Origin of the sequence: Micromonospora sp. NBC_01405, assembly GCF_045040155.1 — a bacterium.
In the GTDB taxonomy this organism is placed as follows: domain Bacteria; phylum Actinomycetota; class Actinomycetes; order Mycobacteriales; family Micromonosporaceae; genus Micromonospora.
In genome coordinates this window covers 338,641-353,756 of sequence record NZ_CP109532.1, presented here as the reverse complement: position 1 = coordinate 353,756, position 15,116 = coordinate 338,641, and the positions used below count along the sequence as shown (strand labels likewise).

Here is a 15,116-nt window from a genome sequence, read left to right as displayed (position 1 = left end):
ACCGTGGCCTCCCGCGCGGCCCCGTGGTAGCCGTGGCCGCGAGCCTTGAGGAAATCTTGCGACAGTCGCTGTCGGTGACGCCCATCTGTGCGCGATCCGTCACAACTGGGTCACCACGACGTCCACCGCCCGGGGCCGTCCGGCGGTCACCGGCTGTTCCAGGACGGTGTACTTCAGGTCCCGAAGCGCGGTCACCAACTCGCCGGCGCGGCGCGGGCGGGCACCCGCGGTGAGCAGGTCGCGCACCAGCCGCCCCTTGGTCGCCTTGTTGAAGTGGCTGACCACCGACCGGACCGGCCCGTCGGGGGTGTTCCGCTCGTGCAGCACCCGCACCGTCACTGTCCGCCCGGCCAACTCGCCGCCCGGCGTCCAGGTCGTCGCGTACGCGCCCGAGCGCAGGTCCAGCACCGCATTGCCGCCGGCCGCCGCCGCCATCGCCGGGGCCAGCTCCCGCCGCCAGTACGCCGACAGCGCCCCCACCCCGGGCAGCCGCGCCCCGATCGGGCAGCGGTACGGCGGGATGCGGTCGGTGAGCCGCACCGCCCCCCACAGCCCGGAGCTGACCAGCACCGACCGGCGGGCCGCCCGCTGCGCCGCGGGGGGCAGCGTCGCCAGGTCGAGGGCCTCGTAGAGCACGCCGGTGTAGATCCGGCCCGCCGGGGCGGTGGCCGCCCGCTCCAGCCGGGCGTTGCGGCGCAGCTCGCCGGCCAGCCCCGGGGTCAGCCCGAGCGCGTCCAGGGCCGCCGCCTCGTCCGGCCCGGCGCAGAGGCCGACCAGTGCCGCCAGCACCCGCGCGCGGGCCGGGGCCAGCTCGGGCAGGGACAGCCGGGCCGGGTCCAGCCGCCGGCCCGTGCCGGCGTCGGCCTTCCCCTCCGAGGGCGGCAGCAGGATGAGCATCTCGGTCGACTCCTCGGTGCGGCGGCACACCGGCGCGCGCCGGTCCGGCCAGCGTACGGCCCGCCGGTCAGCGCCACGGCCGCACGGCGGTCTCCGGGTGGTACACGCGATAGCCGCCGACCTCGGCGATCAGGGCCGGTGAGGCCCCCGCCCCGAGCAGCTCCCGCAGCCGCCGGTCGGCGGGGCCGCCGGCCGTCAGCACGTACCCGGGGCGGTCGGCCCGCCCCACCTGTTGCCAGTACGGCCAGTACCGGTTCTGCCCAGGGGACAGGTCCCCGTCGAGCACCCCGCAGGCCACCGCCTCAGCGGTGTTGAAGACCAACCGGTTACAGGTCCAGTACTCGGCGTACACCGTGCGTAGCCCGGCCCGGCGGACCGTGTCGGCCAGCTCCCGCGCCTGCCGCTCCTCCGCCCGCAGCCCGTCGGCGCCGGCCACGAACAGGCCGGTGGCGACCAGCGCGGTGGCGGCCAGCCCGGCCAGCGCGGCGGTGGCCGACGCGCCGGCCAGCCGCCCGACGACCCCCGCCGTGCCCCGCCAGGCGACCCTCGCCGCCAGCCACAGCGGCCACAACGCCACCGGCAGCGAGAGCTGGAGCACCGACAGGTAGCGGGCGTTGCCCAGCGGATCGGTGCCGGCCAGCGGGCTGCGGACGTACGCCACCAGGGTGAGGCCGGCGCCCGCGACCAGGGCGAGCTGCGTGGCCGGCCCGACCCGGTCGGCGGCCGGCCGGCCGGCGGCCCGCCGGTACGCGACCAGCGCGAGGACCACGGCGCCCGCCAGCAGCACCGGGTAGAGCAGGCCGAACCACTGCTGCCAGCGGGCGCAGCCGTCGACCGGGCACAGGCCGGTGGACAGCGGCACCCCCTCCAGCAGCCCGCCGCGCAGCCGGTCGGCCAGCGGCGGCGCCGGTCCGGCGGCGGTGCTGATCCGGCGCAGCACCGACAGCGAGTCCTGCCCGGGCGGCGCGCGCAGGTTGTCGACGATCAGCGGCGCCGCCCCGACGACGAACCCGGCCACCAGCAGCGCCCCCGCCCAGCCCGCCAGCTCCCGGCGGAGCACCCAGGCCAGCAGCAGGCCGGCCACCGCCAGGTACGGCACGATCAGCCAGTCCGACCAGACGGCCACCCCGGCGAGCAAACCGGCAGCCCCGGCCGCCAGCCGCCGGGCCCCGATCCGCCGGTCGGCCAGCCCCAGCGCGATCAGCAGCATCAGCGCCACGGCCGGTTTCACCTCGGGCCGGCCGCCCACCACGGTCAACTGGTCCCGCACCACCCGCTCCGGGCCGAGCGCGAGCAGCCCCACCACCAGCACGGCGCACCACGGCGAGCAGATCCGTCGGGTCAGCCGGTACATCAGCCACGCGAAGATCGCCCAGAGCGCCAGCATCGGCAGCCGCAGCACCGGCCAGCTCGGCCCGGCGACGGCGACCAGCGGCGCCGCCAGGTACGCCTCCAGCATGCCCATGTAGCGCTGCCCGTACAGGAAGACCGGTTGCTCCCGGCCGGCGGCGATGTGCAGAGCGGCCAGGCCGAAGGTCGCCTCGTCGCTGTTCGACCCGGGCAGGGTGAGCAGCGTCAGCCCCAGCCGGTAGCCGAACCCGGCCAGCCCGAGCAGCAGCGCCACCAGCGCCGGCCGGTCGGACGGGCGCCACCGCCCGGGGTGCTGCACATGTGTCGACACGACCAACGCCCCCGTCGCCGCCCCGACCGGAGTCTGTCACGCCCGTGGCCTGGACCGGGGCCGATCGTGGAGAACCCCCTCGTCCCCGCCTCGCGTGGCCGTCCCCGCCGGGGTGTGGCAGGGTTGCAGCGTGCCACCCACAACCGCGGGCGAACTTGCCCTACCGAACCTGCACCGGGCCGCGCGGATCGAGGACGCCGTGCACAACCTGGTGGAACGCCGGCTGCGTCGCACCGGGTGGCAGACCAACATCGTCGCGTACGCCGGGTACGGCGCCCCGGGCTGGGCGCGGGTGCTGTGCCGGGTGCTGCTCGGCCGCCCCGACAACCGGTCCGGGCAGCGGCTGGACAAGGTGCGCGGCTGGCGCAGCTTCACCACCCTGCCCGCGAAGCACGTGACGGTCACCATCGAGGCCGGCGGGGTGAAGCACGAGGCGAAGGCCGACCGGAGCGGCTTCGTCGACACCGTGGTCGAGGCCGACCTGACGCCCGGCTGGTCGTCGGTGCGGCTGAGCGTCGCCGACGCCGAGCCGGTGGAGGCGCTGATCCGCGTCCTCGACCCGAACGTCCGCTTCGGCATCCTGTCCGACATCGACGACACGGTCATGGTGACGGCGCTGCCCCGGCCGCTGCTCGCCGCGTGGAACACCTTCGTGCTCGACGAGCACGCCCGCAACGCGGTGCCCGGCATGGCGGTGCTCTACGAGCGGCTGGTCACCGCCCACCCCGGGGCCCCGGTGTTCTACCTGTCCACCGGCGCGTGGAACGTCGCGCCGACACTGACCCGGTTCCTGTCCCGGCACCTCTACCCGGCCGGGCCGCTGCTGCTCACCGACTGGGGGCCGACGGCCGACCGGTGGTTCCGCAGCGGCCGGGAGCACAAGCGCGCCACCCTGGCCCGGCTGTCCCGCGAGTTCCCCGACGTGCGCTGGCTGCTGATCGGCGACGACGGCCAGCACGACCCGGAGATCTACCGGGAGTTCGCCGCCGGGCACCCGGACAACGTGGCCGGGGTGGCCATCCGCCGCCTCTCGCCCACCCAGTCGGTGCTGGCCGGCAGCCTGCCCACCCCGTCCGGCAGTTCGTCGTCCGGGCCGGTGGGGCAGAAGTGGCTCTCCGCCCCCGACGGCGCGGGGCTGTGGAAGCTGCTGCGCGACGCCGGCCTGGTCTGAGTTCTCCCAGGACAGCGGACGGGGCCGGCCGCGGCTCGCGCCACGACCGACCCCGTCGCCCCACGGATCAGAAGATCCGGTTGTACATCGTCCAGCTGGTGCCGATGAGCCGCCCGGACTTGTACGGCTTGCCGTCGGTGTTGGTGTTGATGTTGTTCGCGTAGTACCAGAGCGTGCCGTCGGCCTTGGTCGCGACCAGGTCGACGTAGCCGTCACCGCTCACGTCGCCCGGCACGATCCGGTTCAACGTGTTGAAGGCGGTGCCGATCTGGACGGACGTGGTGAACGGCGAGGTCGGGCTGCTCACGTAGTTGTTCGGGTGGTACCAGAGGGTGCCGTCGGACTTGGTGGCGATCATGTCGTCGTACCCGTCGCCGTTGATGTCCCCGGCCATGATCCGGTTGAACACGGTCCAGTTCGTGCCGATCTCGACGCCATTGCCGTAGAACGGGGCGAGCGAGTTGGTGGCCCACCGGTTGTGGTGCCAGATCAACTTGCCGTCCGGCCGCATGCTGATGATGTCGTCGTACCCGTCGCCGTTGATGTCCCCGGTCGTCGTCTTCGGCAGTTGATCCCAGCCGTCGCCGACCTGTCTGCCGGTGCCGTACGGCTTGCCCGGGTTCACGTTGACGTTGTTCCCGTAGTACCAGAGCGTGCCGTCCGGCTTGGTGGCGACGATGTCCGAGTGGGTGTCGCCGCTGATGTCGCCGGTCATCACGCGGTCGAAGGAGTTCCACCCGCTGCCGATCAGGTTGCCGTACCCGTACGGCTGGGAGGTGTTCCCGCTGTTGGGGTAGTACCAGAGCGAGCCGTCCGCCTTGGTGGCCACGACGTTGGCGTACCGGGCCACCGGGGCCGGCGCGACGCTCCACGCCTCGTTCCAGGACTGGACGAAGGCCATCTCGCCCGCGAACCAGCCGCCGTGGGTGGTGGCGGCGGTCCGGTGGCTGCCGATCCGCAACCCGCCGGTGGCGTTCCAGACGGTGCTGTGGCTGGCCCGGCCGGCGTTCACCCCGTTGACGTAGACGGTCATCAGGTTCAGCGACTTCTGGAAGTTGACCATGACGTGCGTCCACACGCCGAGCCGGGCGCTGTTCGCGCCCGCGCTCGCCGTGTCGTACGTCGGCGCGACCACGTCGGTGCGGGGCATGGCGAAGCGCCAGGACCTGTCGGTGGCGTCGGTGTAGAGCCTGAACCCGGCGGTGTTCGTCCCGTTCTGGGACAGGACGGTGCCGCCGAAGGCCGTCGGCTTGACCCAGGCGGAGGCGGTGAAGTCGTTGTTCGTGCTGACCGCCGGGCCGGCCGTGGTGAGGGTGCCGCTGGTGCCGTTGAACAAGACGTCGGGGTCGAACATGTCCCCGGTGCTCCAGCTGACCCCGCCGGTGCCGGTGGCGTGCAAGGTGCCGACGGTGTCGCGGGCAGTGAAGGTGCCCGGTACGACCTCGCCGTCGTTGAGCTGCCAGGCGTGGTCGGCGGTGATCAGGTTCTGGGCGGGCCGGGCGCTGACGGTGCCGTTGCCGGGGGTGCCGGCGGCGAGGTTCGTGACATTCCACCGGGTGGTGCTGCCGCCGGCGCCCGTGGCCCACAGGTCGGCGGTGCCGTCGCCGTCGCCGGCTGCGGCGGCGTGCAGGGTGAGGGGCGTGCCGGTGTTCCAGTTGGTGGACAGGAGGTAGGGGGTGTAGGTGAGCTGCCCGGTGCCGTCGGTGTAGCTCAGGCCGGTCCACAGGTGCAGGGCGCCGGTGGTGCGGTTCCACAGGAACATGGCCGTGCCCCCGGCGAGCTGGGCCGTGGTGATGGTCCAGTTGTTCCAGTCCGTCCCGCCGTTCGGGGTCGCGGCGGTGATGGTCTCGGGGCCGTTGAAGCCGTTGGGCATGCCGATGTTGGGGTAGTACGTGAGGTGGTAGCCGTTGGTGGCGTCCCCGCTGGTGCCGATCAGGTCGGGGTACGGGCTGCCGAGGTGGCGGCTGTCGCCGGCGTTGGCTAGCTGGATCGGCTGGTTGCCCTTCTCGTCGTGGAGCTGACCGGAGTCGACGCTGAACTGGTTGCCGCTGCGCTGGGCCTGGATGATGGAGCCGTCGCCGTTGGCGGCCAGGACGCCGGCGCCGCCGGGGTTGACGCCGCCGGGGTAGTAGACGAGGACGTCCTGGAGGCCGGTGCCGGTGAAGTGGCCGGCGATGGCCTGGGCACCGTCGAAGTCGGCGGGGACGTTGTTGCCGGTGACGCCGTTGCCCCGCGCGCCGATGTCCGTCGCGGCGAGGGCGGTGCCCTCGGTGCTGCCGGAACCCAGCCACAGCCCGGATGGCAGGCCGTTCGCGGCGCCCACGGTGAGCAGGTCGGCCACGCCGTCGCCGGTGAGGTCGCTGTCGGCGGCGGTGGCGGCCGGGTTCGAGTTGAACGTGACGCTGGCCGACTCGCCGACGTTGCCGCCGGTGGACACGCTGGTCACGGTCAGGGTGTTGGTGAACCGGGTGGGCGACACGTTGATCGTGGCGTTGCCGTTGGTGTCGGCCGGGATGTCGCCGGGGGGTCCGGCGTTGAGCTGGTAGACGTAGCCGGTCGGGGTACTGCCGTTGTTGCTCTCGGACTTGGTGATGGTGAAGGTCGCCGGCTCGCCCACCGTGGTGGTCAGATCACCGGGGTGGGAGACGGCCGGCATCCCCGGCCGGGTCGGGTCGAACTCGAACTTGCAGGGGTCCGCCCAGTCGCTGGGGGTGCGGAAGTCGGTCGACTGTGCCTTCCACGAGAACTTCGTCGGTGTGCCGTTGGCCGCTGCCCGGAGCGTGGCCACGGGCACGACGAGTACCGCCGTCGAGCCGGAGGAGTAGGTCAGCAGGTTCGGGTTGGACGTGGCCAGGGCGGTCTCGGTGGTGTCGGTGGTCTTCCAGAGTTTGAAGGTGACGCCGAGGGTGCCGCCGTTGCGGTCGGAGACCGGGGCGTAGAGGGAGACCGAGGCGTCGCCGACGACCGTCGGAATGGCGGCGGCGCAGACGGTCTTCGGGGAGGTTGTCAGGCCGGCCGGCTTGTTGGGTTTGTGGTTGTAGCGGATGGTGAGGGTGGGGCTGGTTTCGAGGAATTCTTTCCAGCTTTGGGTGTCGCTGGCCTCGTTGGCGGCGATCATGCGCAGGGTGCGGGTGGGTTTCTTGGCGGTGACGTCGGTTTCGATCTGGTTGGTGATGTCGAAGGAGACGGCGGTGGCGTCGCAGCCGCTGTAGCCGTGGGCGAAGCTCTTCGAGGCGGCGAGGGGGCCGTTGGCGGTGCCTTCCCAGTGGTTCCAGGTGGCGTTGGAGGAGGTCAGGGTGGTGGCGGGGGCGTAGACGTTGACGGTTTTGGCGGTGCAGTTCCAGGATCGGGTGTTGGTGATTTTGAAGATGGCGTCGTAGATCTCGGCCCCGGCGAGGGTGCTGTAGGGGATGGGGAAGTTGACCAGGGTTTGGGAGCGTTGGCTGCCGGAGTTGCCGACCTGCATCCGGTTGAGTGGGTCGGGGGTGTTCTTCCAGTAGTTGGTGGACTGGTGTTGGTAGGAGATGGTGGCCCAGCCGGACATCTTCGGCCCGACGGGTGTCCAGGTGAATGTCGGGTCGATGAAGACCGGGTAGACGCTGCGTGGATCGTTCAAGAGCTTCCGGTCAGGGGTCAGGCGTAGTTTCCCGGGGGTGATCTTCACGGCGATGGGGGCGCTGCGGGCGGCCTGGCCCGGAGCGGCCGTGCTCGACGTGGCCGCGCCGCGTTGCGCCGTGCCCGCTGTCGTGGTGGCGGTGGAGTCCCACATGGTGGGGGCGGGTGCGGTGAGGACGGTCTGGCCGGCGCGGTCGTGGCCGGTGATGTTTCCCACCGTGTCGGCGGTCAGGGTGACGCCTTTGGTGGTGGTGGTCAGGTCGAGGGCGGTGAGTTTCGGGTTGGTCGCGGCTTGGCGGTTCTTGATCACGAAGACGTGGGAGAAGCCGCCCTCGGCGGTGACGGTGACGGTGAGGTCGACCCCGGGTAGGACCTCGGGGTAGGTGGCTGTCGGGCCGGTGAGGGTGGGCTTGGGCAGGGGCATGGGGGCGGTGAGGGACAGGGCGCGGTCGCCGCTGGTCAGTTCGGCGAGGGGGCCGGTGCCGCCGGGGGAGAGGCGGACCTGGTTGGTGGTCACGGTCGGGGTGATGCTGCCGTCGGGGTGTCGGGTGAGGGTCGGGTCGAGGGTTTTCCACTGTCCGTCGACGCGGGTGCGGGTGGGTAGGGCGGTCTGGGTCAGCTCGATGGTGCCGTCGGGGCGGGCGGTGAGGGTGGCGGTGGATGTGCCGGCGGCGGTGGCCTCGACGGGCTTACCGGTGCGTCGGGCCTGGGCCACGGCCTCATCGACGCCCAGCGAGGCCGGCGTCGGCTTGGCGGCGGCGGGAGCGGCGGGTGCGGCGGCGACCGGCGTGCCGTGCAGGCCGGTGGCCGCGCCGACGACGAGAAGGCTCACGACGGCGCGGGTTGCGACGAATCCTGTCGCTTTTGTCCGTCGTGGAGGGTGATTTTTGGGCACGGTAATGGTTCTCCCCCGTTGCATGTTCCGTCGGGCGCGTGATCGCGTCCGTTGGTCGGCCACAGTGAATCAGTCCCCGCAGGTCTTCCGGAACGCCTGACGCCACCCCCTGTTGTCTCTTTCGGACTCAATGCGGTGGGTTTGATCTATGTGACGTTTGTCTATCGTTATCAACGCGTGACCTTCGGGCAGGCCGGACGTGAAACATTATCGGCACGCCACGGGGGTGCGTGTTCAATTACTCTGCGTGGCTTTCCTTGTCTATCGCAGAGTGGAGTGCGCATGGTCAGGCACGGGGGCTTACGCCTGTTGTCCCGTCCCAGACGTCTGGTCGCGGTGGTCGCGTCGGCGTCGTTGGTGGCGGGGTTGTTGTCGGGTGGGCCGGCGTCGGCGAAACCCAAGGGCGCGGAGGTGGCGAAGCCTCCGGCGACGTCACCGGGGCGGTCGGTCAAGGGTGTGAAGCCGTTGCCGACAAAGTTCGTGACGCCGCCGGACGACGCGAAGTCCACCTACCGTCCGTCGCGGACGGTGTGGCCGAAGGCCGCATCTGCGCAGGTAAAGCTGGCCGCGCCGCAGGCGTTGTCGGCGGAGTCGCCCAAGGCTCGGGTGGCCGGGACGCCGGTGTGGGCGCAGCCGGTGGCGGCGAAGGACGGCCGTGACGCGGGGCCGGGCCGATTGACGGTGACAGTCGCCGACCGTAAGGCCGCCGAGGCGGTCGGGGTCGACGGTGTGCTGCTGTCCGTGGTTCCGGATCGGTCGTCGGGCGCGGTGCGGGTCGGCGTGGACTACGCGGGGTTCGCGGAGGCGTACGGCGGTAACTACGGGTCGCGGTTGAAGCTGGTCCGGTTGCCCGAGTGCGCTTTGACCACCCCGAACGTGGCGGCGTGTCGCACGGGTGAGCCGCTGTCCTCGACCAACGACGTGGCGGCGAAGACGGTATCGGCGCAGGTGCCGTTCGCGATGTCGGCGGTGGGTGCGCGGACGGTGTTGGCGGCGGTGGCCGCGGCGGGTGATGAGGGCGGCAAGGGCGGCACGTACGCCGCGACGGACCTGAAGCCGTCGGGTTCCTGGACCGGTGGCGGGAACACGGGTTCGTTCACGTACTCGTACCCGGTCACGGTGCCGCCTGCGGCGTCGGACCTGGTGCCGACAGTGGCGTTGTCGTATGACTCGGGCAGCGTGGACGGCCAGACCGCCTCGACCAACGCGCAGGCGTCCTGGGCGGGCGACGGCTGGTCGAGCCCGCGCTCCTATGTCGAGCAGACCTTCGCCTCGTGCATGGACGAGCCGGGCGGCAGCGTGTCGCCGGTGAAGACCGCGGACCGCTGCTACGACGGGCCGATCCTGACCCTGTCACTGAACGGCTCGTCCACCGCACTGGTCTGGGATTCGACGACGAGTGTGTGGGAGCCTGAGTCGGACAACGGCGAGGTCGTCACCCGGGTGACGAACTCGAACAACGGCAGCGGCACCTACAACACCGACTACTGGCGGGTGACGCTGCGCGACGGAACTGCCTACGAGTTCGGTCGTAACCGGCTGCCGGGCTGGACGTCGGGCAAGACGGAGACGAAGTCCGTCGACCACAGCCCGGTGTACTCCCCGCACTCCGGGGACCCGTGCTACAACTCGGCCGGCTTCTCCTCGTCGGTGTGCACGATGGCGTACCGGTGGAACCTGGACTACGTCACGGACGTCCACGGCAACGCGATGGCCTACTACTACAACCAGGCCACCAACTACTACGGCCGCAACAAGGGTGCCACCGACGTCGCCTACATCCGGGACAGCAACCTGGCGCGCATCGACTACGGCTTCACCGACGGCAACGCCTACGGCACTGTGCCGAACCAGGTCGTGCTCAACACCGGCGACCGGTGCCTGTCGGGCACGTGTCAGCCGCTGAACTCGGCGAACAAGGCGAACTGGCCCGACGTGCCGTTCGACCTGATCTGCAACTCCGGCACCAACTGTGACGACTGGAGCCCGTCGTTCTTCTCCACCGTCCGGTTGACCTCCATCGAGACCAAGCAGTACAACACCGCCACCTCGGCCTACGAAAACGTCGACTCGTACGCCCTGACCCACACGATGCCGGCCACCGGTGACGGCACCTCCCCGACGCTGTGGCTCTCGTCGATCGCCCGGACCGGGCACGACACCAGCGCCGGCGGCTCCACGACGGCGATCACCCTGCCGTCGGCATCGTTCACCGGCATCAAGCTGGCCAACCGGGTCGACACCACCGGCGGCCTGCCGAACTTCTACCGGCAACGCATCGCCACCGTCACCACCGAGACCGGGTCGGTGATCTCCCCCAGCTACGAACTCCCGGTGCCCTGCACCGCTCCCGTCACCACCGCCCCGGCCAGCAACACCAGGTCCTGCTACCCGGTGTACTGGACGCCGGACGGGTACACCGCGCAGTTCCGGGACTGGTTCCACAAGTACGCCGTCACCCGGGTCACCTCCACCGACCCGACCGGCGGGGCGCCTGCGCTGTCGACCAGCTACAGCTATCTCGACGGGGCGGCCTGGCACTACGACGAGAACGAGGTCGTCAAGAAGAAGTACCGCACCTACGGCCAGTTCCGCGGCTACGGCAAGGTGCGCACCTTCAACGGTGACGGGGTCAACGACCGCCGGACCCAGTCGGAGGTCGCTTACTACCGCGGCATGTCGAAGAACAACACCACCACCGTGGTCAACCTGACCGACTCCGCCGGCGGCACCCACGAGGACATCGACGAACTCGCCGGCAAGGAACTGGAGAGCACCCAGTACCTCGGTGAGGGCGGCCGGGTCGACTCCTCGACCATCAGCTCGTACTGGGTCTCCGGCGCAACGGCGACCCGCACCCGCACCGGGCTGTCGGCGCTGACGGCTCAGTGGGTCGCACCGATCAAGACGTACAAGCGGCAGGCGGTCACCAGCGGCGCGTCGACCACCTGGCGGTACACCGCCACCGACAACAGCTACGACGCGAACACGACCAGTGCCACCCTCGGCATGCTGAAGAACACCTACACGTACACGGTGCCGGTCGACCCGGCCTACAACCAGTGCACCACGTACACCTACGCCCCGGCGAACACCGGTATGAACCTCGTCGGTCTGGCGAGTCAGGTCGAGACGGTTTCCGTGGCGTGTGGTGGCTTCACCCAGGGCACCCCGGCCTCCGAGCCGGGCGGCGTCAACACCCTGACCGCCCCGGCCACGGTCAATCGACCGGCGCAGGTGGTCAAGGCCGAGCGGACCTTCTACGACGACCCGACCTTTGCCACCACCTTCCCCCAGCCGGCCGCCCCGACCAAGGGCGACGTCACCCTGACGCAGGCGGTCAAGGATTACGTCTCCGGTGCGTACACCTGGCAGACCGACGGGAGGTCGACTTACGACTCTGCCGGCCGGATGACGGATTCGTACGACGCCAAGGGCAACAAGACCACGGATGGCTACACCATCAACGCGGTCAACCTGGTCACCGGGACGTCCAACACGAATGCCCTGGGACAGGCCTCCTCGACCACGATGAACCCGCGACGGGGACACACCCTCACCGCCACGGACGTGAACGGCGTGGTGACGCGTCAGCGGTACGACGCGCTCGGACGTGCGACCTCGACCTGGTTGCACTCCCGCCCGACGTCCGGCCCCGCCAACTTCAAGTTCGCCTACACCGTGTCGAAGACGGGGGTCTCCGCGACCGTCACGGACACCCTGAACAACTCCAGCGGCTATCAGAAGTCGGTCGTCATCCACGACGCGCTGCTCCGGGACCGGCAGACCCAGTCGGTCACCCCGCAGGGCGGCCGGATGATCACGGATACGTTCTACGACACCCGCGGTTTCGCCCGGTCCTCCTACAACGGGTGGTGGGACGACGCGTCCACGCCGACGGTCAGCGCCCCGGTCTCGGCCGCGGACCTGGGCAAGCAGGTGCCGAACCAGACCTTCACCATGTACGACGGTCTGGGTCGTGCGGTGGTGGTCACCAGCGCGAAGAACGGCGTGACCGTTTCGCAGACGATGAACGTCTACCACGGTGACCGGATCACGTCCGTGCCGCCGCTTGGTGGGGTCGTCAAGACCACCGTCAGCGACCAGCTCGGCCGGGACAAGGAACTGCGGGAGTACAGCGCCCGGCCGACGGTGACGACGCCGGCCGACACGTTCACCGGCACGTTCACCGTGACCGGTGGGACCGCCACGGTCAGCACCTACGGGTACGACGGGCACGGCAACCAGTCCACACTGACCGACGCCGACAACAACGTGTGGACGTCGACCTACAACCTGCTCGGCCAGATGGTGCAGAAGTCCGATCCGGACGCCGGCAGCAGCAGCACGGCCTATGACGCCAACGGCAGCGTCGTGCAGAGCACCGACGGTCGCGGCAAGACTCTGTCGTTCAGCTACGACGCGCTCGACCGCAAGATCGGCGAGTACGCGTCCACGGTGGCGAACCAGTCCGCGGCGAACCAGCGTGGGGCGTGGGTGTACGACAACAGCAACGCCGTCGCCGGGGTCACCAACGCGATCGGCAAGCTGACCACCAGCATCGCCTACCGGGGTGGGCAGACGTACACCAGTCAGCAGAAGGCGTTCAACGTCTTCGGCAGCTCACTCGGCGTGACGGTCACCATTCCCGCCACCGAAGGAGCCCTCGGTGGGTCGTACGTGTTCGGCCACACCTACACCTCGGTGCTGGGCCTGCCGCTGACCGACACCTACCCGGCCAGGGGCAGCCTGCCCGCCGAGACCGTCCTGCACGGCTACTCCGGAATCCTGGACCTGCCCGCCACCCTCGGCGGCGCCGCCGGCTACGCCAACGGCGTCACCTACGACGCCTGGGGCCGGGTCGCCCAGCAGACCCTCGGCTCGGGCACGAACCTGGCGTACGTCACCAACACCTACGACACCCACACCGCCCGGTTGACCAAGCAACTCGTCACCCGATCCACGGCCGCCCCGTCGACCGTGGACGAGCAGGAGTACCAGTACGACCTGGCGGGCAACATCACCCGCAAGGTCAGCAAGCGGTTGGGGGCCAGCACCCCGGCGGAGACGCAGTGCTACGGCTATGACGGTCTGGCCCGGCTCACCGAGGCCTGGACCGGCACCGACGCCTGCGCCGTCGCGCCGACTGCCACCAACAAGTCCATGGTCGGCAACAACCTCGGCGCCGGCAGTGCCTACTGGACCAGCTGGCAGATCGATCTGATCGGCAACCGCACGCAGCAGGTCGAGCACAACCTGACCGGCGGCACGGACACCACCACCGCCTACGCCTATGACGGCAACGGTCAGAACAAGCCGCACACCCTGAGCTCGACCACGAAGACCGGAGGTGCCACCGGCACGACGTCGTACACCTACGACGCCGCCGGCAACGCCACCGGCCGCAACGCCGCCGAGGGCAACCAGACCCTCAGCTGGGATGACGCAGGCGAGCTGGCCGGTGTCACCGGCGGCACCAGCGGTGACAACTCGTTCGTCCAAGACGCCGACGGCAACCTGCTGCTGCAGAAGGAACCCGGCAAGAACATTCTCTACCTGCCCGGGCAGCAGCTGACTCTGAACACCGCCACCAGCGTCGTCAACGGCAATCGTTACTACGGCCTCCCGGGCGGGGGGAGCTGCATTCGCTCCGGCAGCGGCACGGCGTACACCTTCGCCGTCGCCGACCACCAGGGCACGCCGACGCTCTACCTCGACAACACCGCCCAGACCCCCACCTGGCGGCAGTTCACCCCCTACGGCGGCCCGCGCGGTGCTGCCATCACCGCGCCCGACAATCACGGCTTCCTCAACAAGCCGATGAGCCCGACGGGACTCACCCTGGTCGGGGCGCGCGCCTACGACCCGACGCTCGGCCGCTTCATCTCCGTCGACCCGGTGCAGGACACCGGGCAACCGCAGCAGTGGAACGGCTACTCCTACGCCAACAACACCCCGGTCACCTCCAGTGACCCCACGGGCATGATTCCCGACGACTGCAAGTACTTCGACTGCTACGGCTACGACGTCAAGAAGGGCTGCCCTGGCGGGTGCGGCTCGACCGAGAACGTCAGCTGGGGTCACAAGTACAAGAAGCCCAGCACCAAGCCGAAGCCAGGCAAGTACGTTCCCCCGCCGCGGCCCAAGCCCAAGCCCAAGAGCGCGTGCGGCACCTTCTCCTGGGTCTGCAAGAAGGCGTCCCAGGCCAAGGACTGGGCGGTGGAGCACAAGGCGGACCTGGCGGGAGTAGCCGTCGGCATCGTGGTCGGCGTGGGCTGCACCGCGCTCACCGGAGGCGCAGGTGCCGTCGCCTGCGGAGCGCTCGGCGGGGCTTTGAGCTCAACAGTGACCGGTCTGATGAAGGGCGAGCGGGGCATGGACCTCGCCATCAGTTTCGGCAGCGGTGCCCTGTTGGGTGCCATCGGCGGGGGTGTCGGCAGTCTCTTGGGCGCAGGGTCGGCTGGCTTCAAGGCCGGCCTCGTCACCGGGGCGAAGGAGGAGATAGGACTGGCCTTGAAGAGCTTCGCCCCGGGAGCGAAGGCGTTGGCTCCCAAGAACGTGAAGAGCTTCTGGGCCAATTCCAAGTGGAACATCGACACTGAGGTGCTCAAGGGCGGCGTCTACGGACAGCAGAAGCAGAACCTGGCGGTCGCCACAGACGTCGTGGTGGGGGCGCTATCGCCCCGCAACTCCATCCTTCCCGCAGCCGTCTCCGGTGCGCTGCCCGGCAACTGGAACGATGTGCAGGAGATCGCACAGGAGGGCTGGAAGTTCAAGCCGGAGAACAGCATCGGTCCGATGCTTGGAGGTGGATTCAACTGAGCGACACGGGTCCTGACCGGATGATGAAGGTGCAA

Annotated in this window: 5 protein-coding genes; 2 read left to right on the top strand and 3 right to left on the bottom strand. The window is 70.1% G+C overall.

Translation table 11 applies throughout. The features are described from left to right. Positions 1-99 precede the first annotated feature (99 nt). Together yaaA and OG559_RS01560 are read right to left on the bottom strand one after the other, a co-directional pair. Positions 100-897 carry a peroxide stress protein YaaA gene (yaaA, locus tag OG559_RS01565; protein ID WP_405111444.1) on the bottom strand — a complete coding sequence of 266 codons (798 nt, stop codon included), beginning with the start codon at positions 895-897 and terminating at the stop codon, positions 100-102. 67 nt (positions 898-964) lie between these two features. Beyond that, positions 965-2,578: a hypothetical protein gene (locus tag OG559_RS01560; RefSeq protein WP_405111441.1), complete on the bottom strand. Its 1,614-nt coding sequence runs from the start codon at positions 2,576-2,578 to the stop codon at positions 965-967. 130 nt (positions 2,579-2,708) lie between these two features. On the opposite strand from OG559_RS01560, the gene OG559_RS01555 reads away from it, so the two are divergent. Then, on the top strand, positions 2,709-3,749 hold the full coding sequence (locus OG559_RS01555) for an App1 family protein (protein ID WP_405111438.1): 1,041 nt from the start codon (positions 2,709-2,711) through the stop codon (positions 3,747-3,749). 67 nt (positions 3,750-3,816) lie between these two features. Here the strand turns inward: OG559_RS01555 and OG559_RS01550 are convergent, their stop codons facing one another. After that, positions 3,817-8,196, bottom strand: coding sequence for an FG-GAP-like repeat-containing protein (locus OG559_RS01550; protein ID WP_405111436.1), 4,380 nt, complete (start codon positions 8,194-8,196; stop codon positions 3,817-3,819). A gap of 528 nt (positions 8,197-8,724) precedes the next feature. Here OG559_RS01550 and OG559_RS01545 point away from each other — a divergent pair. Next, positions 8,725-15,081, top strand: coding sequence for an RHS repeat-associated core domain-containing protein (locus OG559_RS01545; protein WP_405111433.1), 6,357 nt, complete (start codon positions 8,725-8,727; stop codon positions 15,079-15,081). Positions 15,082-15,116 lie beyond the last annotated feature (35 nt).